Here is a 19,466-nt window from a genome sequence, read left to right as displayed (position 1 = left end):
TGCGTGTGTAGGTGTGAGTCACCGGCGAGAAATGGGAGCAGATGGCACAGCCCGGCGCGCACGATGTCACCCCGTGGACGGACTACGCGTGGCTGGACTACGCGGAATTCGGTGAGCGATTCGTCGTGCACGCGGTCAACCGGGACCGGATCGAGGCGGCGGTGGCCGGGATGGCCGGGCGGGGAATGACGATCGGGCCGTTCTCCATCGGTCCGGCCGGGATGGCCGGGCTCGTGGCCGAGGGCAGCGTCGGTAAGCCGGTGATCGCCCGCAGCGGACCGCACGTCACCTTCGAGGTCCGGGTTCCGGTATCCATGCATCTCACCGTCACCCTGGGCGGACAGCAGTTCCGGCTCGAGGCCACGGTGGAGATCGATCTGACCCTGCACGCGCGCACCGCCGATCCGCTGCTGATCGTCATCGACATTCCCCCGGTGCGGGCGCGGGACGTCAGCTTCGCGGTGCGCGCGCAAGCGGTCGGCGCGGCCGTCGACGTGCTGCTCGATCCGATCTCCGTGCTGGTGCGCCGAGAGGTGGCGACACGGCTCAACGCGATGCTCGCCGATCCGTCGGCGCGTCGCGGCCGGGTGTTCGACGTCGAGGCCATCATGAATCGCACCCGCTCGGAGCATCTGCTGCGCACGGACTTCGAGTGGACCGAATACGCGGAGTTCGGGCGCCGCTTCTTCCCGCTGATCGTCACCGCCGACCGGGTACGTGAAGTGGTAGAGAATCTGGCCGGACGCCCGGTCGAGGTGGGTCCGCTGCGCACCGGCCCGGGGGACAGGGCGGTCGTCGAGGTCGCGGGGGCGGTGCGCATGCCGCGGCTGGTCCGGCGCCCGGGGGACGATCCGGTTCTGTTCGATCTGACGATTCCGGTCGGACTCGACATCACCGTCGATGTGCTCAAGTCCAATCGGTATCGCGCGGAAGTGGAGGTCGCGCTGATGTTGCGGGCGCGCGCCGCCGATCCGCTGCTGATCGTCATCGATGCCACTCCGCCACGAGCTTCCGATGTCACTGTGGAGTTGCGAGCACAGGGGTGGCGGGCCCGGGTGCTCGGTTCGGTCGGCAAGATCCGGCATCAGATTGCCGCCCAGGTCGCCCAGGTCATCCGAGCGGAACTGGCGGAGCCGGGTGGTCGCGTCATCGATGTCGCGGCGCGAATCGATGCGGCAACCGCCGGTTAGCTGCGGGTTTGTTATTGCTGGTGCGGAAGTGACGGGATTTGCCCGGCGATTCGCATGTGCATGTGGTGAAATAAGTCCACGTTGGACTTCCGGCGCGTGGATGACAGCGTGTTGTCTCCGGGGAAGACGCGCCGGATTTACTTGTGGTTCCGCCGGTGCCCGGGGGCGACCGGTACCGGTGTTCTCGATGCGGTGCGAAGGAGTTCTCGATGCGTTCTGTCCCGATGACCCGGCGCACCCTGTTCGGATATGCCGGTGCGGCGGCGTCGGCGGCCGGTCTGGCCGCCCTCGCCCCCGCCGTGCTCGCCCCACCCGCGGCTGCCACCGGCAAATCTCTGGGCACCCTGCTCGACTATGCGGGGGGAGTGCCTGCGGCGGAGGCGATCCGGGCCGCCGGGCATTCCGGCGCCATCCGGTATGTCTCCGATCGGCGCCCGGGCGCGGAGTGGATGGCCGGCAAACCGTTGCGCTCGGGTGAGGTCGAGGCCTTGCACGCGGCGGGACTGGTCGTCGTGTCGTGCTACCAGTTCGGCAAGGCCGACACCGCGGATTGGCGCGGCGGACTGGAGGCCGGCAAACGCCATGCCGAGCGCGGGCTGCAGCTACACCGGGATGCGGGTGGTCCGGACGGCGCCCCGATCTACGCCTCCATCGACGACAATCCGTCTCCCGTCGATTTCGCGCGACTGATCGCGCCCTACCTCGAGGGCTGGAAATCGGTGGTGGGCAACGGGAATCTAGGGGTGTATGCCAATGCGCCCACCATCGAGCTGGCATCCATCGCCGGCCTCGGCTCCTGGTACTGGCAGCACAATTGGGGCACCCCGGAGGGATTCGTGCACCCGGCCGCCAACCTGCACCAGATCGAAATCGACGACCGGACCGTCGGCGGCGTGGGTGTGGACGTCAACAACATCCTCACCCCGGAATACGGCGCGTGGTGAGCGGGGCCGCCCGCTAGGTCTGGCAGTGACAGGTGGGATCGGCGAGCAGATCGGGTTCCTCGGCCACCACGGTCAGCGTGGGCCGCGCCTCCGGCGCTTCGCGCACCCCCATCCAGGACAGCAGCGACCAGCGCGACAGTCCGGAGAAGGCGGAGCCGAGGCTGAAGAAGGATCCGATGGAACCCACCGACAGCATCGATCCCACGCTGCCGATCGACAGCACCGAATAGGCGGAGCCGATCGACAGGATCGACCGTTCGGAACGGATCGACAGGATCGAGCGGTGCGATCGGATGGACAGAATCGAGCGGTAGGACCGCCGCGACATGACCGAATGCCGTGACTTCCCGCTTCCGCGGCGAGGTGACGTCTCCGGGGGCGCAAGGGCATCCGCGACGGGTGGTGCAGACCGTTCGAGCTGATCGACAGTCGACATAATTAGCGGTCTACCACAGTCGCTTCCGGAGTTCAGCATATTGACAGCAAACGGCCCGGAGTGTCGCTTCGGGGCGACTACTCCGGGCCGGAGAGACGGGGACGCCGGAGGGAAGGGGACTCAGCCGCGCGGGCGCACCGCGGCGGGCTGTCCGGGGACATGTGCCGCGGGAATGGCGGCAGCACCCGGTGCGGCCACCGGCGCCGCGGCCGCGTTATCGCCCGGGGCGACGGTGAACAGACCCAACGTCGGCAGGAACGAGCAGGTGACCGGCGTCTGATCATCGGCGGAGTGTGTGGTCAGCGACCCGGCGACCACCGAGACGACACGGCCGGGCCCGGTGTCGACGACCGCCGACAGGGTGGCCGGGCCGTCCGGGTTGATGTGCGCCTCGTCGGTGAGCGCGACGGTACCGCCCCGATGGTTGTCGATGTTGTACCACTGCACGGTCATCGGCGGATTCTGCTCTGGGGTGACCCCCTTGGTGCCCAGGGCGGTGAAGACGAATCCCGCCTGGCCGGCAGCAGGTCCGGGCGGCGGCAGCTCGGCGGGGCCGGGTACGGCCAGCGCGGTGCCAACCGAGTCGGAGCCCGGGCCGATGCAGTCCTTGCCGATGGTGGGGTACAGGAATTGCGCGATGGCCGGCCCGTTCTCCGGGATCTCCGGCCCGCCGCCACCGCTGCCGTCGAGGAAGGCGACGATGGCCTGCAGGGTCTTTTTGACCTCGGGCGGCAGATTCGTCTGATCGAGCAGGGCGATGGCCTGCTGGAGAATGGTCTGCGCGCCGGGAGAGGCGATATTGCCCGCCTGCGCCGCTGCGCCCACGATGGCCGGAGCCAGCGAGGCGATCGCATCGACCGGAACACCTTCCGGGACCAGTGGTACATCGGCGGCCTGGGATTTGGGTGCCGGGTCGGCTACCGCGATGGTCGGCGTTGTGAGTGCCGCGCCGGCTGCGAGGGCCAGCACGGACAACGCGAATCGCGTTCCTCTGGTGCGAAGCACTGGTATTGCCGTCCTTAACCTCGGGGTACCTCGTCATGCGAAGCGAGACATCGGCGATGCGGGCATCGCTTCGCGACACTTTAGGAAAGTGCCGCTGTGTTGTACAGCCGTGCGCGTGATCTTGCCCCCGCTTGGCGCATTCCCAACCACCGACGCGGCCTGTTACCGAAACATAATCCGATCGTGCCCCCTGCCGAGAATGCACACCCCACAGATCTGTAGCCCACAGATCCATCCCCAACCCCGAACCCCGATGCGAAGCGAGCCCGGACCGAAACGAGTCAGACCCGAATGAGTGCACCGGACAGGCAAACCTCCCCAGCGTGCTCCTACTCATGGGTTTCGGCCCGCCTCGATTTTGGAGCGACGGAGGGAGGGAGCGAAGCGACTGACCGGAGGAGTGAAAAATCGAGGCCCAGGGGGCCGAAGCCCCGCCGGAGCGAAGCGTAGGCAAAATAACACTGTGCGACACCTCCGATTGGCCGACCTTCGTGTGGCTGGGGCAATTCTGGCTGTGTCCGTGCTGGCCAGGCTGGTGCTGATGCTGGTTCTCCCGCACGGCCTGGACGTGGTTGATCTGCGGGTCTATGTCGACGGGGCCGCGAATCTGGGGTCCGGGCGGCTCTACGACTTCGTCTATGCCGACAAGACGCCGGATTTCCCGCTGCCGTTCACCTATCCACCGTTCGCGGCGCTGGTGTTCTATCCGCTGCATTTCCTGCCGTTCGGGCTGGTGACGCTGGTGTGGTTCGGGTTGATCGTGGTGGCGTTGTATGCCTGTGTGCGTCTGGCCTTCGCGCTGTTGTTCGGTGCGGGCGCGCGGGAGCCGAAGTGGCGTGCGGCGGCGCTGGTCTGGACTGCGGTCGGCGTGTGGTTGGAGCCGACGCGGACGACCTTGGATTACGGCCAGGTCAATGTCTTCTTGGTGCTGGCGGGGTTGGCGGCGGCGTATTCGGCGCGGTCGTGGTTGTCGGGTCTGCTGGTCGGCGTGGCGGCCGGGGTGAAGCTGACGCCCGGGGTGACGGGGCTCTATTTTCTGGCGCGGCGGCGGTGGTCGGCGGCGGTGTGGTCGGTGGTGGTGTTCGGGGCGACGATCGGGGTCAGTTTCTTGATTTCGTCGTCGGAGACGCGGACCTATTTCGGCCCGCTGCTGGGGGATGCGAACCGTATCGGGCCGGTTGGGTCGGTGGTGAATCAGTCGTTGCGTGGCGCGTTGAGCCGGATTCTGGGCCACGATGCGGGGGCGCCGTGGTCGGTGGCCGGGCACGAGCTTCCGTTCGGGCCGTGGTGGCTGGGGGCGGTGGTGCTGACCTCGGTGCTGGCCTGGTTCGCTTGGCGTGCGGTGGCGAGTGACGATCGGCTGGGCGTGTTGCTGGTGGTGCAGTTGTTCGGCCTGATGGTGTCGCCGATTTCTTGGTCGCATCACTGGGTCTGGTTGCTGCCGTTGATGATGTGGCTGGTGTACGGGCCGTTGCGTTCGACGGGGTCGCGGGTGCTGGCGGGGTTCTGGATGGTGACGACGTTGGTCGGGATTCCGTGGATTCTGACGTTCTTCCAGCCGACGATCTGGGAGATCTCGCGTCCGGGTGTGCTGGCGTGGCTGGGTGCGATCTATGTGTTCGGTGTGGTGGGGACGTTCGTGTGGATCATCCGGGCCGGTGCGCGCCGGTCGCGGCCGAGTCCGGTGCGTCCGGCCCCCGAGGCGGTGGCGGGGCCGGTCGGCGCGAGCTGATTCGCCGCGTGTCGGTCAGCGCTGCGTTCTGATCAGCGCTGCGTGTTGGTTCAACTCTGTGCGGCGAGTCGGTCGATCTGGCCGGCGAGGGCCAGGTCTTTGCGGGTGAGGCCGCCTTCGGAGTGGGTGGACAGGGTGAAGGTGACCCGTCGCCAGCGGATGTCGATGTCGGGGTGGTGGTCGACTCGTTCGGCGGAGTCTGCGACGCGCCTGACGAGGTCGATGCCGGCCAGGAATGTGGGGGCTTCGACGGTTCGGGAGATGCTGGCGCCGGTCCGGGTCCAGTCGGGTAGTTCGCGCAACCCAGCGGCGATCTCGTTGTCGGAGAGCAGTGGGGTACTCATATCTCGGTTCTACCCTTGCTCGCGCCTGCTCAGGCGGCTCGTGCGCGTTTGAGAGCCTTTTTGAGATCTTTGCCCTTGATCCCGGCGGCCTGGCATTTCCGCATTTTCGCTACTACAACAGGGCATTTCAGACACCGCTTGTTCTTGCGGCAGCATTTCTTCTTGGGTTTGAGCTGTGCGACCTGTTTGGCCTTCACCTTGCTCATGGCGCCAACACTAATGGAAACGCCCATGCGGGAAACAGGGGCCGACCGCGTTTCTGTAGTGTGTAACCCGGCCGCATGCCGCTATGGCGCGGGTCGGCCGAAGCCCATTCATTCAGCAGGAGGATTCACGTGTCGTCTGTCGAGTTCCGCAATGTCGCCATTGTGGCTCATGTCGATCACGGCAAGACGACGCTGGTCGACGCCATGTTGCGGCAGTCCGGTGCGTTTGCCGAGCGAGCGGAGCCGGTCGATCGCGTGATGGATTCCGGTGATCTGGAACGCGAGAAGGGCATCACCATTCTCGCCAAGAACACCGCAGTGCATCGCCATAACGCCGATGGCAGCGTCACCGTGATCAATGTCATCGACACTCCCGGCCACGCCGATTTCGGTGGTGAGGTCGAACGCGGTCTGTCGATGGTCGACGGCGTGGTGCTGCTGGTCGACGCCTCCGAGGGGCCGCTGCCGCAGACCCGGTTCGTGCTGCGCAAGGCACTGGCCGCTTCGTTGCCGGTGATCCTGGTGGTGAACAAGACCGATCGTCCGGACGCCCGGATCGAAGAGGTCGTGGAGGAGAGTCACGACCTGCTGCTGGATCTGGCATCGGACCTGGACGACGAGGCGTCCGAGGCCGCCGAGCTGGCGCTCGATCTGCCGGTGCTCTACGCCTCCGGCCGTGAGGGTAAGGCGTCCACGCAGCGCCCCGACAACGGCAGCGCTCCCGCGGCGGAGAACCTCGACGAGCTGTTCGAGGTGCTGATGAAGTACGTGCCGTCGCCCAAGGGTGATCCGACGGCCACACTGCAGGCCCATGTCACCAACCTCGACGCCTCGCCCTTCCTGGGACGCATCGGCCTGGTGCGGATCCACAACGGCACCTTGAAGAAGGGGCAGAACGTCGCCTGGATGCACGGCGACGGCATCAAGAACGTCAAGATCACCGAGCTGCTCAAGACCGTCGGCGTGGAACGTCAGCCGGGTGAGGAGGCCGTGGCCGGCGATATCGTCGCGGTCGCGGGCATTCCGGAGATCATGATCGGCGACACCCTGGCCGATACCGAGAATCCGGTCGCGCTGCCGCGCATCACCGTCGACGAGCCCGCCATCTCGGTGACCATCGGCACCAATACCTCCCCGCTGGTCGGCCGGGTGCAAGGACACAAGCTCACCGCGCGCATGGTGAAGTCCCGGCTGGATCAGGAACTGGTCGGCAACGTGTCGTTGCGTGTTCTCGACATCGGCCGTCCGGACGCGTGGGAGGTGCAGGGCCGTGGCGAGCTCGCGCTGGCCATTCTGGTCGAGCAGATGCGTCGCGAGGGCTTCGAGCTGACCGTCGGTAAGCCGCAGGTGGTCACCAAGCAGGTCGACGGCAAGGTGCACGAGCCGTTCGAAGAGCTGACCATCGATGCCCCGGACGAGTATCTGGGGGCGATCACGCAGTTGCTGGCCGCCCGTAAGGGCAAGATGGTGCAGATGAGCAATCATTCGGCCGGATGGGTGCGGATGGAGTTCATCGTCCCCTCGCGCGGCCTGATCGGTTTCCGCACCGACTTCCTCACCGAGACGCGTGGTACCGGTATCGCCAACGCCGTATTCGACGGCTATGCGCCGTGGGCCGGTGAGATCCGCGCCCGCCACACCGGTTCGCTGGTGTCCGACCGTGCCGGTTCGGTCACTCCGTTCGCCATGATCCAGCTGGCCGACCGTGGTCAGTTCTTCGTGGAGCCGGGCGCGGTGACCTATGAGGGGCATGTGGTGGGGATCAATCCGCGCGCCGAGGATCTCGACATCAACGTCACCCGTGAGAAGAAGCTGACCAATATGCGCTCGGCGACCGGTGATGTGCTGGAGACGCTGGCCAAGCCGCTGCAGCTGGACCTCGAGGCGGCGATGGAGTTCTGTGCCGCCGACGAGTGTGTCGAGGTCACTCCGGAAATCGTTCGGGTACGCAAGGTCACGCTCGGCGCCACCGAGCGGGGCCGGGAAGCCTCACGGCGCAAGGCCCGCGATCGCGCGGCCCAGGGGGCGTAACCGCCGCTCCCACCACTAAGGTTCCGATCGTGAAGCCGGGAGTAGTGAACCGCGCCGTACGGCGTGTAGCGGTGCTGGTTTTGGTGCTGGCGGTGGGCATGCTCACCGCGTGCACCGCCAATCCGCCGCCGCCGATCGAGAGCACCGACAGTCCGAAGACGACTCCGGCGCAGCCGACGAAATCCACCGTCGTGGTGGCGGTGGACGACATCGGGATCGGATTCAACCCGCATCTGCGTTCGAATCAGTCCCCGACGACGAATGCCGTTGCCTCGATGGTGTTTCCGAGCCCGTTCCGTCCGGTGCCGGCGCCGGGTGCGCCGGGGGGCACCGATTGGGTGCCCGATTCGGCGCTGATGGTGTCGGCCGAGGTGACCCCGCCCGGACCGTTCACCATTACCTACAAGATCCAGAATCAGGCCTCGTGGTCCGACGGTGCCCCGATCGCCGCCGAGGATTTCCGTTATCTGTGGCAGCAGATGATCAGTCAGCCCGGTGTGGTGGATCCGGCCGGCTATCGGCTGATCACCGATGTGGCGTCCTCGGAGGGCGGTAAAACGGTGACGGTGACGATGAGTCAGCCGTACGCCGCGTGGCGGCAGCTGTTCTCGGATCTGCTGCCCTCGCATCTGCTCAAGGATTCGCCCGGGGGATTCCAGAAGGCCCTCGCGGTCGAGCGCGGCCTGATCGATCAGAATCCGATTTCCGGCGGCCAGTTCCGGGTGAAGCAGGCTGATGCCGGTCGCGAGGAGATCCTGCTCGAACGCAACGACCGCTATTGGGGGAGCCCGGCAGTTCCCGACCAGATCCTGCTGCGGCGCGGGGGTACTGCGGCGCAGCTGGCCGAGTCCTTGCGCGCGGGTGATGCGCAGGTGGCGCTCGTGCACGGGGGCGCCGCGACCCAGGCGCAGCTGGCGGCCATACCGGCGGTGCGCACGGCGATCATGCCGCAGGCGCGCGTGATGCAGATGGCGTTGAATTCGCGAAACGGTGATCTGGCCGATCCGCGGGTGCGGCACGCGGTGCTGGGCCTGCTGGATCCGGCGCTGCTCGCCTCGGTCGGTGCGCAGACGGGCGCGTGGGTGGAGCCGGTCCGCGCCCAGGTCCTGGCGCCGTCCGACCCGGGGTATGCGCCGACGCAACCACCGCGGCTGACGCCCGAACAGGCATTCGGGCTGCTGGACGAGGCGGGGTTCGGCCGGGCGCCGGAACCTCCTCCGACCGGCAATCCGACGACTTCACCGGCGCCGCAGCCACGTCCGGTCGCCAAGAACGGCCGCACGCTGACGGTCCGCATCGGTGCGGTGGACAAGGACGCGACCACGCTGGCGGTGGCCAATACCGCTGCCGATCAGCTGCGCAGCGCCGGGATCGACGCCACGGTGCGCAGCCTGCCCGCCGACGAGTTGTACGGCAAGGGGCTGATCGACGGCACCGTCGACGCGGTGGTCGGCTGGGAGCGCGCCGGTGCGGACCCGGCGACGATGCTGGCCTCACGCTACGGCTGTCCGCCGGTCGTGGTGCCCGGGCGCGACGACGCCGCGCGGGTGGAGGCGATGCAGAAGGCGCCCAGTAATGCTTCCGGTGTCTGTGATCCGTCGCTGCAACCGCAGATCGATGCCGCGCTGCGCGGTGAGGATGTGGGGCGAGTGATCGGTGAGGCCGAGCCGAAGCTCTGGGCACAGGGGACGGTGCTGCCGATCATGCAGGACACCGGGGTGGCCGCGGCCAGTTCCCGGATGGACGGGGTGGCGTTGAACGGTTCGATCCAGGTCGGCATCTTCGGTGGTGCCGGAAACTGGCGGCGGCTGTCGTGACCGACACCGGCGGACTGGTCCTGGTGCATGCGCATCCGGACGACGAGACGATCACCACCGGCGGCACGATCGCGCACTATCGCCGCCGCGGGATCCCGGTGACCGTGGTGACCTGCACTCTCGGTGAGGAAGGGGAGGTGATCGGGGAGCGCTGGCAGGGCCTGACCAGTGCGCACGCCGATCAGCTCGGCGGGTACCGGATCACCGAACTCACCCGGGCGCTCGCCGCGCTGGGTGTTGACGAGCCGTATTTCCTGGGCGGCGCGGGCCGGTGGCGCGACTCCGGCATGAGCGGCACCACCGCCGACCCACAGCCCATGGTGCCGGCCCATCCGCGGGCCTTCGCCGATTCCGGCCCGGCCGCGGTGGCGGAGCTGACCGAGGTGCTGGTGCGGCTGAAACCCCGGGTGGTGGTCGGTTACGACCCGCGCGGTGGTTACGGCCATCCCGATCACGTGCGCGCACACCGGGTGACCATGGACGCGGTGGAGGCCGCGGCCGGTAGGGGGGCCGGTAGGGGCTGGAATGTGCCGAAGCTGTACTGGACGGTGACCGATGCCGAGGTGCTGCGCCACCACACCGAAGCCTTGGCCCGCCGGACCGTGGACCGGCTGCCCGGTGCCCTGCCCCGGGGGTGGCAGCTGCCCGGGATCGGGGAGCTGGCGTGTGTGCCGAGTGACACGGTGACCGCGACCGTCGATGTGTCGGAGGTCCTGGGGGCCAAGCGCGCGGCACTGCGTGCTCACGCCACACAAGTGACGGTGGCGTCTTCGGGACGTGAATTCGCGCTGTCGAACAACATCGCCCAACCGGTGCTGCCCGAGGAGCATTACATCCTGGCCCGCGGCCGCCGCGGACCGGTGGGGGCCGACGGCCACGAGGGCGATTTGTTCGCCGGACTCGACTGACCGGTTCGGGCCGCGAGCAGGGCGGCATACACTGCTCGCATGTACAACTGGAGCCTGCAGGACGCCATCGCGGCGTTCGTCGAAAGCCAGAAGCCGAACTGGCAGGCGCAGCACGACCTGTACCTGTCGGTCCTCTACGGAGTCATCGATATGCAGAGTCATCTGCTGACGATGCTCGGCTTCCCGCCGGTGCCGTGACGGCCACGATGTCGAGCCGGGCCGAGATCGAGCCGGGCCTGCCGCGGATCGCGTGGTCGGTGCTGGGCGGGCTGCTGGCTGCGGTTCTGGTGTTCAACGGGCTGCTCTCGCTGGTTCTGGAAGTGTTGTATCTGCCGCTCTACATCGGTGCCACCCCGTTCCCGATCGCGGCCCTGATCGCCGCGGTGGTGAATATCGCGCTGGTGCGCGGCATGCGTGAGGTGGTTTCGCGCCCGGCGGCCATGGCGTTGCCGGTCCTCGCGTGGCTGTTCGGCTTCCTGATCTGCTCCACCACCGGTCCCGGCGGGGATGTGCTGCTCACCGACAGCTGGACCGCACCACTGCTGCTGGCCTGCGGTGTCGTCCCGGCGGGGTTGTATCTGTTCCGGCAGACGTTCGGCGGGGCCAAGGCCGCGGCTGCGAAACGCTGACGGGTTCGTCCGGCCCGGCGGGGTGCAGGTCGGGCCGGACAATATTCCCGAAGTGCTGAAGCCGGACGCCGGGTCGGTTACTCTCTCAGGCGTTACGGTGGTTCTGCCGTCTCCGGACGGTGTGGTGAGGAAGTGGGGACCGGTTGCTCAGCTGGCCGGTTGGCTCGGGTGGCCCGATACTCGACGACAGGGCGTCTGCCCGTGGTTGAGTGGTCGAAGATTCCTGGTTTGCCTGTAAACAAAGAACATTCGCGGTGGTTCGGTCTGGTGAGCCGAGGCGTGCGCGGCCGGGTCGGGGTGCGGGTGCGCCTGCTGGGGATCGTGCTCATCTCCAGTGTCACCCTGCTCGCACTCGGTATCGGTGCTGCCTCCTATCTGGTCCGCTCGGGTCAGAACGCCCGGCAATGGGCCGAATTGGCCAGTAGCACCACCACTCCCGCGATCGCGATCATCGATACGGTCGGTGAGGAACGCCGGTTGTCGATGCTGCACCTGGCCGGCGATCCGTCGGCGGCGGCGCTGCTCGTGCCCGCGCGGGAGCGTTCGGATGCGGCACTGGCGGCCCTGATCGCCAAGGGTGACGCCGCACGCCGGATGAATCCGGGTGATTCCGCCTCCGACATCGCTGCCTACGACCAGCTTTTCACGCAGCTGCCACTGATGCGGCACGCTGTCGACACCCGCCAGGCCCCGCCGGATCAGGTGTTCGGGCTGTTCACCAAATGCGTGGAGGTGATCGCCGGCGCCTCGATGATCGCCGCCCGGGTGGCACCGGACGCGGCGATCGCCGTGCAACTGGGGTACGCGGTGGAACCCTTGCGGGCCTCGGAGGCGCTGTCCAAGGCCGTCACTCTCGGCGAGCTGTCGATCGTCACCGGGACGATGGCACCCGAGCAGTGGTCGCAATTCACCGACTATGTCGGCGAATTCCGTGGGCAGATGGCCTATTCGCGATCGGTGCTGCAGGGTGACCGCGCGGCGCAACTCGACGCGATCACCAGCAGTCCCGAGTGGGCCGCCACCAACGCGATGATCGACGCGATCGCGACGCGCGGGCCGCAGCCCACCGACTCGGCTGCCGAACCATCCGGCGACACCTCCTCGGACAGCAGTACCTCCACCTCCGAGCCCGCCACATCCGGAGCAACCGCCGATTCGGACGGCACCGCCCGAGAGCAGCGCAAGCTGCCGATGACCATGCAGGCCTGGCAGGACAATGCGGCCCGGGTCGGGTCCGGGCTGCAGCAGGTATGGGAGGACGCGAGCCGGGACGCCCACGCGGCGGCACGGGCACAGGGCGATCGGACCACCGCCGGGTCGCTGGCCGGCGGCGGTGCGGTGCTGCTGATATCGATCCTGGCCTTCGTCGCGGCCTTGGTGCTGGCGAACCGGTTCATCGGCCGGATGCGCCGATTGCGCCGCGAGACATTGCAATTGGCGGACGACCGGCTGCCCGAGATCATGCGGCGAGTGTCGGCCGGTGAGACGGTGGACGCGCGCGACGAGGTCTCCCGCCTGGATTTCGGTACCGATGAACTCGGCCAGGTCGCGCGGGCGTTCAACCGGGCACATGTCGCCGCGGTCTCGGCGGCGGTGGCGGAGGCGAACACCCGCGCCGGTACCAACACCGTATTCCTCGATATCGCGCACCGCAGCCAGGCCCTGGTGCATCGGCAGCTGGCACTGCTCGACCAGGCCGAGCGGCGCGAGGAGAACGCCGATCAGCTCGAATTGCTGTTCCAGGTCGACCATTTGGCGACCCGCGCGCGGCGCAACGCCGAGAATCTGATCATTCTCGGCGGTAAGCAGCCCGGCCGGCGCTGGCGCAATCCGGTGCCACTGGTCGAGGTGGTGCGCAGTGCGGTATCGGAAAGCTTGGACTACACCAGGATCCGGATCGGCCGGATACCGGGGACCCGGGTGATCGGCACCGCGGTGGCCGACCTGATCCATTTGATCGCCGAACTGGTGGACAACGCCACCTCCTATTCACCGCCGCAGGCGCGGGTGGAGGTGCGGGCCGAGGTGGTGGGCCGCGGGGTCGTGGTGGAAATCATCGACCAGGGTCTCGGTATGTCGGCGGCGGAACTGGAGCAGCGCAACGAGATGCTCACCCGGCCACCGGAATTCAGCGTCGCGGCGCTGTCGAACGACACCCGCCTGGGGCTGTTCGTGGTCGCCAAGCTGGCCAACCGGCACGGCATCGCCGTGACGTTGCGTGAATCGGTGTTCGGTGGCGTGCAGGCGATCGTGCTGATCGGTACACCCGTGCTGGTGGCGGGCGAGGACGATTCCGGCACCGACACCTCGGCGCTGGTCACCGGCGAGTTCCAGATGATCGGCCCCGCTACCAGCACCACGGTGACCGATACGCGTCGTTCCGAACTCGTGGCCACCGTGGATGCGACCGGCAGTGCGACGACGGGGGAACCGGCGGTCGGCGGGTTGTCCATCGGCCGGCCCGCACCGGACGAGCAGCCTGCCGGGGACCCGGTGCACCGCGGTGACACGACCGAGCGCCGGCCCGCGCCCTACCAGCCGTACGTGGGCCCCGCATCCGCTGCTTCTCGTTCAGCGGTGCCGCCCGCCGACCCGACTCCCTCGGCATGGTTCACTCCGGTGCGGGACCGGCACGTGGAAGCCGGTGCCGTCACCCCGATACCTGATGCCCCGATCCCCGCTGCGCCGCCTCCACAGCCGCCGGCGACACGCACCCCGTCGCCCGATGTGGTCCGGTCGGGTGGGGGTCGTCCGCCGCTGCCGCGTCGCACCCGGGCCACAGCTCGTGAGGACGCGCCCGCGACCGGAACGAACACCGTGCGCCGGCGCACCGCGGAGCAAGCCCGCAACCTGATCAGTGCCGTCGAGCAGGGCAGTCGCCGGGGACGTCGTTTCCCGGCGGACCCCGGCTCGCCGGCGAACCGATTCGATACCCGTGAAGGCGACAATGTCTAATCCCAACCGTACCGACGTCGGGTGGCTGCTCGACGACCTCGTCAACGGACTCACCGGAGTGCGCTACGCGGTGCTGCTGTCCACCGACGGCCTGCTACTGGGAAATTCCTCGCAGCTCGAAGCCGCCGACGCCGAGCGGTTCTGTGCGATGGCCTCGGCACTGCACAGTCTCGCCCGCAGCGCCGGACATCATTTCGATGCCGGTGGGGTGTGCCAGACCATGGTGGAACTCGATCGCGCGGTGCTGTTCATCACCGCAGCGGGCGACAATGCGTGCCTGGGCCTGCTCGCCGCGGAAGACGCGGATCTGGGCATGGTGGCGTATGCCATGAACCAGACCGTGCAGCGGGTGGGTACGCATCTGGCCGTCGATAGTCGTTGAGCCGCCCGTGGACGACGGTGATGCCTGGTTCGACGCCGATGCCGGACCACTGGTACGGCTGTATGCGGTAACGCATGGGCGCGGACACAGTAAACGGCCCGAACTCGATATGCTCACCCTGGTGGTCGATTCCGGCCAGGGCATCGAACTGCGCCGCCACGAGCCGGAATACGCCGCGATCGTAGGGTTGTGCCGCACACCGCAGTCCATCGCGGAACTCGCGGCGCGACTGCGTCTTCCGCTGACCATGACCAAGGTGCTCGTCGGCGATCTGATCGACGACGGGCGCCTGGACTACCGCACTCCGCGCCAGGCCGAGGTCGGTGCCGCCGACACCGACCTGCTGCGGGCCCTGCTCGACGGCATACGCGGCATCTGACCCTGCTTCCGTCGTCGTTCAGTGGAGTCGTGCGGCAAGGCGTTTCGCGTTCATGTACGCGATCGCCTCGATCGACACCATCGGATTCACGCCCGAGGCGGTCGGGAAGCAGGAGGCGTCGGCGACCACGATATTGCCGACGTCCCAGGTGGCGCCGTCGGGATCGGTGGCCGAGGTCTGTGGCGAGCCACCCATACGCGCCGAACCCATGATGTGCAGTGCGCCCATTGCACATTGTCCGGGCCCGTAACCGGCGGCCGCGCAGGCGGCGGCGAACTCGGCGTGCGATCCGGTGCGGCCGGGCTCGTAGGCGGGACCGGCCTGCTGTCCGGAGTAGATGCGGCGTGCCCCGGCCGCCTCGAGAATTTCTGCGGCACCGGTTATTCCGGTGTGCAAGTGGCGCCGGTCGTGGTCGGACAGCCGGTAGGACACCACCGGTTCACCGTCGCGATCGACGCGCACGTTGCCGTGGTCGCGATCGCGGGTGATCACTCCGAGGGCCAGCGAGCGGTCCAGCTCGAGCTGGTTGGTGCGGTAGGCCGCGGCGCCCCGCCAGTTCATGAATCCCACCCCCATACCCGGATGGATCGGTCCCGTCTCGTAGATGACGCCGTAGCCGTGACCGTCGAGATCGTGGTGCTGACGGCTGATCCGGGCCTGCATACCACCCTCCCACGGCCGGATCTGCTCGTCGAAGACGCCGAAGACCGCCGCGGCCGGATGCAGCCGCAGGTACTTGCCGATGTTCTTGTTGTCCAGGCCGGAGCGCCGCAGCAGGGCCGGGGTCTGGACGGCACCCGCGGCGACCACGACGGCACGGGCGCGGACCTCGATCGGCATGCCGGCCGCGGTCACCGCCGAAACGCCTTCGGCGCGGCCGTTGTTCACATTTACCCGGCGCACGTTCGCATCGACCACGAAGTGGGCACCGTGCTCGGCAGCATCGGCGAGCCAGGTCTTGGTGACCGACTGTTTGGCACCGACCCGGCAACCGTACGGGCAGCGGCCGCATTCGACGCCGGCATCGCAGGCGTCGGAGACGTTGCGGGTCAGCGAGCCGATATCCCAGCCCAGCGCGGTGGCGCCGCGTTCGAGGACGCTGTCCCGGGCCGAGAGCGGGGAGTGTCGATCGTTCACGCCGAGGCGAGCCAGGACCGCGTCGAGAGCATCACCGTATTCGGCGCCGGCGAACTGGGAGACGCCGAGTCCGGCCCATTCGGCACGCACCTCGTCGGGGGTGGGCAGTGCGGTACTCCAGTTGACGACGGTGCCGCCGCCGAGACAGGTGCCGGCAACGAGCGTGAGCTGGCCTTCGCTGGTAGCCGGCGGTCCGGGCGCGTAGAGATTCAACAGTGCGTCGAGTTCACCGCGACCGAAATCGCGGTCGTCGTAATAGTTTCCGCGTTCCAGCACGATCACGTCCAGGCCGGACTCGGCCAGTACGGCGGCCGCGGTACCCCCGCCCGCGCCGGACCCGACGATTACCACGTCACAACTCAGCGTGGTCGCCTCGGTCGGGCGCAGCACCGACAGGGCGGGTGCCGGGGCCGAGGTCAGGGTGCCGGGCGGCCCCGGATAGCCGATCGCCTTCCACAGCGGGTGTCCGCCGGTGGCGTCGGGAGTGACATTGTAGGACAGCAGTGCGGCCTGCTTCAGTGCTTGAAATAAGGTGCGTTTCAGCGGGATTCGAGAATCGCCGAGGCGCAGCAGGGTCTGTTCCCGTTGTTCGGCGGTCAGGGTGGAGTAGCGGCGGCCGCGATTGCCGAACAGCAGCCCGAGCGCACGGGAATCCCAGAGGTCGAGCAGGGTGGTGAGCTGTTTCCCCTCGGCCGCACGGGGGTTGCGGCCGAGAATTTCGAAAACTGTTTCCACGGAACCGAGTTCGGTCGCCGACGGCAGAGTCGCCCCGTTTCCCGGTGTGAACGTATTGCAGATCATGCCCAGGGCGGCGCGCTGCTGTGCTGTCGGTTCCATGGAATTCCACCCTTTCACAACGTCGGGTGATTCTTACCACGGCCAGCGAATCGTCGCTCACTTATGGATCGACAGCCGCCGAAAGAATTGTTTTCCGGAAAGAATCGACGATCACATCGTCGCGAGATTGCCGGGTGGCGAATGGTCGTGGGTGCGGGTACCCAGCTGTCCGGGGGTGACCTGTTCGATCACCTCGTAGGCTCGGTCGATCGGTACGTCGACGATCGCGTACTTCTTCTTGCCGGCCGCGCTGGCCGCGATGACCGTCGCCACACCTGCGCGCCGCTGAAAGTAGGTGCGCCGCAGCGTCCAGCCGATCACGCCGGGCGCCTCCAGGCAGTCACGATCACGGTCCAGGGAGCCGTGCCGGGTGATCAACCAGACCGGGCGGTGGCCGTCGGAGGCGATCACGGCATGTCCCAGACCGCGGTATCGATCGTGTGCCACGGCGGCCGAGGCGAGCGCGAAGAGCACGACCATCGCCCAGATCCAGGCCGGAACCTGCTGTCCGGCAAGCGATACCGCGATCACTGCGGCCACGACGACGAGTACGGGGGCGGCCGCGCGGGTGTAGCGCCGCAGCCGGGCCCGCGGGCCGTGCGACATCAGTGGCACCGAGGCCGGATCGGCGTCGGCGGCGATCTCGGCGCAATCCTCGGGGACCGACCGTGCAGCCGGCGGCCGTCCCGGTTCGAGGTCGCGATCGGTGCGATGGCTCAGCAGATGCGCCAGCGTGCGTTCCACCGCCGCACGGGGTGCCTGTGGCAGCAGTTTCTGCCGCGCCCCGTCGCCGGTCATGATGGCCTGCAGTTCGGCGCCGCCGGCCAGCCGCAGCAACAGTGGCTCCTGCACCGTGGCACCGCGCAGCCGGGACAGATCGAGTGTGGTCTGGCGCGTGGTGAGCAGCCCGCCGCGGATGTGCAGTGCCCGGCCGTCGTCGAGGACGCGAAACCGGAAATAGGTGGTGAGGTAGTGCAGGCAGGCGGCGATCGCGGAGACCACCAGCAGCACCACGACCGAGATCGTCACCGCGAGCGCGATGAACACGGCACTGTGCTTACCGACATCGTGCACGGTGGACGAGCGCACCAGGGCATCGGCCACACCGAGCTTGGCGGCCAGACCGATCGCCGGGCCCACGATCGCCAGCCCGGTCAGCGACAGCGGCGCGTACCGAACCCAGCCGGGCCGCCAGTGGCCGATCTCGATGCCCTCGTCCGGGGCGCCCGCGCCGTCCTGGGCCAGCGCCCTGGTCAATGCCTCCCGGCGGCTGTGCGGCCGGAACACCGCCGTCGCGCCCGCCGGTTCGTCCGAGCGAGCGGACGCGGTAGCGGTATTCCCAGTGGTATCGGCCCGGGGTTCGGTCCGAGGGCGAAGCGGCGACGCCGGTGAGTCGGGCACCGCGGCGGCGGGGGTGTCGTGCCCCGCTTCGCCGTGTCCCGCCGGCCGGGCCTGCTCGGGGTGGCGCAGCAGCAGCGCTCGCAGCTGCGGTACCTGCCGCGCGTCCACTCCGTCGAGATGGAACCGCTCGTCGTGGTCGGCCTGCTGTCCGGTGCCGATGACCAGAACCACCAGCCCGAGCAGTCGGTGCATCACATCCGCCCGGACATCCACCGAGCGAATGCGCGAGCGCGGCACGGTCAACGTGCGCCGCCCGAGGACTCCCCGACGCAATTCCACCGTATCGGGGCCGATGCGGTACGTGGTGGTGAACCAGCGCGCCAGCGCGAACACGACGATCACCGCCACCGCGGCCAGGCTCCACGCCGGGTTGTCACTCTGACTGCCGACGATGACGACACCGAGTAGGACCGGAATGTATTTCACCAGTTCCCGCACGGGGTGGATCAGCAGCATGCGCTTGTCCAGCCGCCGCCACCCGTCTTCGGCGGTCCCGGTATCGGCGCTCATGTCGCATCCTCGCGATGCAGCGCCGCGATATCGGTCAACTGCCGCACGGTGCGCGCGGCGACGTCGAGGTCGAGCGCCTCGATGCGCACCGCACCCGCGGACGACGCCGTGGTCACGGTGACGGTCGCCAGCCCGAAGAGCCGTTCGAGCGGTCCCCGATGGGTGTCGACGGTCTGTACGCGGGTGATCGGGGCGACCCGGCTCTCCTGGGTGAACCATCCGGTCCGGGTGTAGACGGCCGTCTCGGTGATCTCCCAGCGATGTACCGCATACCGCCACATCGGGACCACGACCGCGGTGAAGGCGGCCAGCGCCGCCGCGGCGGCCATCAGTTCCACCGCCCAGGCTCTATGCGCGCTGTCGACCGCGGCCCAGATCAGGCCGCCCACCAGTACCAGGAGCCAGACGGCCGCGGGCCCCGCCGCCCACAGCAAGGGGGCGCGGGTGCTGGGCCGGCAGGCCGGTGCGGCCATGATCGTGCGCGAGGGAGACAATTCCGGCGGCCGGGCCATGCCGACATCGTGACACGAATCCGGGCGCGGCGGCCGAAACCGGCATGTGCGCGCCCGGTGCCGGCGGACCTTCGAGCCCATGAGCGGGCATTATCGGTGACGACGAAACCG

At 68.2% G+C, this 19,466-nt stretch carries 18 protein-coding genes; 11 read left to right on the top strand and 7 right to left on the bottom strand.

Features of this window, described 5'->3' with window-relative positions; all coding sequences use genetic code 11:
• Positions 1-41 precede the first annotated feature (41 nt).
• Together NV2_RS04030 and NV2_RS04025 are read left to right on the top strand one after the other, a co-directional pair.
• Entirely contained in the window at positions 42-1,190 is a 1,149-nt protein-coding gene (locus NV2_RS04030) for a hypothetical protein (RefSeq protein ID WP_067869543.1), read from the top strand.
• 209 nt (positions 1,191-1,399) lie between these two features.
• The gene (locus NV2_RS04025) at positions 1,400-2,134 is read left to right on the top strand and encodes a DUF1906 domain-containing protein (RefSeq protein ID WP_067869541.1); all 735 of its coding nucleotides are present in this window, start codon (positions 1,400-1,402) and stop codon (positions 2,132-2,134) included.
• Positions 2,135-2,147: 13 nt separating this feature from the next.
• On the opposite strand, the gene NV2_RS04020 is transcribed toward NV2_RS04025, so the two are convergent.
• Together NV2_RS04020 and NV2_RS04015 are read right to left on the bottom strand one after the other, a co-directional pair.
• Positions 2,148-2,462: a hypothetical protein gene (locus NV2_RS04020; RefSeq protein ID WP_067869538.1), complete on the bottom strand. Its 315-nt coding sequence runs from the start codon at positions 2,460-2,462 to the stop codon at positions 2,148-2,150.
• Positions 2,463-2,690: 228 nt separating this feature from the next.
• Positions 2,691-3,575 (bottom strand): Rv1157c family protein, encoded by an 885-nt coding sequence (locus NV2_RS04015; protein ID WP_245662431.1) that lies wholly within the window; start codon positions 3,573-3,575, stop codon positions 2,691-2,693.
• Positions 3,576-3,975: 400 nt separating this feature from the next.
• Here NV2_RS04015 and NV2_RS04010 point away from each other — a divergent pair, with 400 nt between their 5' ends.
• Positions 3,976-5,307 (top strand): mannosyltransferase, encoded by a 1,332-nt coding sequence (locus NV2_RS04010; protein ID WP_084473849.1) that lies wholly within the window; start codon positions 3,976-3,978, stop codon positions 5,305-5,307.
• A 50-nt stretch (positions 5,308-5,357) separates the two neighbouring features.
• On the opposite strand, the gene NV2_RS04005 is transcribed toward NV2_RS04010, so the two are convergent.
• Both NV2_RS04005 and NV2_RS31675 read right to left on the bottom strand, forming a co-directional pair.
• On the bottom strand, positions 5,358-5,651 hold the full coding sequence (locus NV2_RS04005) for a 4a-hydroxytetrahydrobiopterin dehydratase (RefSeq protein WP_067869532.1): 294 nt from the start codon (positions 5,649-5,651) through the stop codon (positions 5,358-5,360).
• Between the two features lie 29 nt (positions 5,652-5,680).
• Positions 5,681-5,857, bottom strand: coding sequence for a hypothetical protein (locus NV2_RS31675; RefSeq protein WP_168436057.1), 177 nt, complete (start codon positions 5,855-5,857; stop codon positions 5,681-5,683).
• Positions 5,858-5,986: 129 nt separating this feature from the next.
• On the opposite strand from NV2_RS31675, the gene typA reads away from it, so the two are divergent.
• From typA to NV2_RS03970, 8 genes are all read left to right on the top strand, one after another.
• Positions 5,987-7,888 (top strand): translational GTPase TypA, encoded by a 1,902-nt coding sequence (typA, locus tag NV2_RS04000; RefSeq protein ID WP_067869529.1) that lies wholly within the window; start codon positions 5,987-5,989, stop codon positions 7,886-7,888.
• Positions 7,889-7,986: 98 nt separating this feature from the next.
• The gene (locus tag NV2_RS03995) at positions 7,987-9,705 is read left to right on the top strand and encodes an ABC transporter family substrate-binding protein (RefSeq protein WP_084473941.1); all 1,719 of its coding nucleotides are present in this window, start codon (positions 7,987-7,989) and stop codon (positions 9,703-9,705) included.
• A complete protein-coding gene (gene mshB, locus NV2_RS03990; RefSeq protein ID WP_245662430.1) occupies positions 9,702-10,613 on the top strand; it encodes an N-acetyl-1-D-myo-inositol-2-amino-2-deoxy-alpha-D-glucopyranoside deacetylase in 912 nt (303 codons plus the stop codon). Before NV2_RS03995 ends, mshB begins: the two co-directional genes overlap by 4 nt.
• Before the next feature lie 39 nt (positions 10,614-10,652).
• Entirely contained in the window at positions 10,653-10,811 is a 159-nt protein-coding gene (locus NV2_RS31670) for a hypothetical protein (RefSeq protein ID WP_168436058.1), read from the top strand.
• Entirely contained in the window at positions 10,808-11,242 is a 435-nt protein-coding gene (locus NV2_RS03985; protein ID WP_245662429.1) for a hypothetical protein, read from the top strand. Before NV2_RS31670 ends, NV2_RS03985 begins: the two co-directional genes overlap by 4 nt.
• A gap of 267 nt (positions 11,243-11,509) precedes the next feature.
• Positions 11,510-14,197, top strand: a complete 2,688-nt coding sequence (locus tag NV2_RS03980; protein ID WP_245662428.1) for a sensor histidine kinase — start codon at positions 11,510-11,512, stop codon at positions 14,195-14,197.
• On the top strand, positions 14,190-14,579 hold the full coding sequence (locus NV2_RS03975) for a roadblock/LC7 domain-containing protein (protein WP_067869524.1): 390 nt from the start codon (positions 14,190-14,192) through the stop codon (positions 14,577-14,579). The genes NV2_RS03980 and NV2_RS03975 overlap by 8 nt, the downstream gene beginning before the upstream one ends.
• A gap of 7 nt (positions 14,580-14,586) precedes the next feature.
• Complete coding sequence (locus tag NV2_RS03970; protein WP_067869521.1) at positions 14,587-14,958, top strand: DUF742 domain-containing protein; 372 nt, start codon at positions 14,587-14,589, stop codon at positions 14,956-14,958.
• An 18-nt stretch (positions 14,959-14,976) separates the two neighbouring features.
• Here NV2_RS03970 and NV2_RS03965 read toward each other — a convergent pair whose 3' ends face one another.
• From NV2_RS03965 to NV2_RS03955, 3 genes are all read right to left on the bottom strand, one after another.
• Positions 14,977-16,932 carry a GMC family oxidoreductase gene (locus NV2_RS03965; RefSeq protein WP_067869518.1) on the bottom strand — a complete coding sequence of 652 codons (1,956 nt, stop codon included), beginning with the start codon at positions 16,930-16,932 and terminating at the stop codon, positions 14,977-14,979.
• A gap of 111 nt (positions 16,933-17,043) precedes the next feature.
• Positions 17,044-18,843, bottom strand: a complete 1,800-nt coding sequence (locus tag NV2_RS03960; RefSeq protein ID WP_067869515.1) for a PH domain-containing protein — start codon at positions 18,841-18,843, stop codon at positions 17,044-17,046.
• Positions 18,840-19,355 carry a PH domain-containing protein gene (locus tag NV2_RS03955; protein ID WP_067870281.1) on the bottom strand — a complete coding sequence of 172 codons (516 nt, stop codon included), beginning with the start codon at positions 19,353-19,355 and terminating at the stop codon, positions 18,840-18,842. The genes NV2_RS03960 and NV2_RS03955 overlap by 4 nt, the downstream gene beginning before the upstream one ends.
• Positions 19,356-19,466: the final 111 nt, after the last annotated feature.

The organism is Nocardia vermiculata NBRC 100427 (assembly GCF_001613265.1).
GTDB classification, from domain to species: Bacteria; Actinomycetota; Actinomycetes; order Mycobacteriales; family Mycobacteriaceae; genus Nocardia; species Nocardia vermiculata.
The sequence above is the reverse complement of the archived record's forward strand: the minus strand, read 5'-3'. Positions and strand labels throughout refer to the sequence as shown.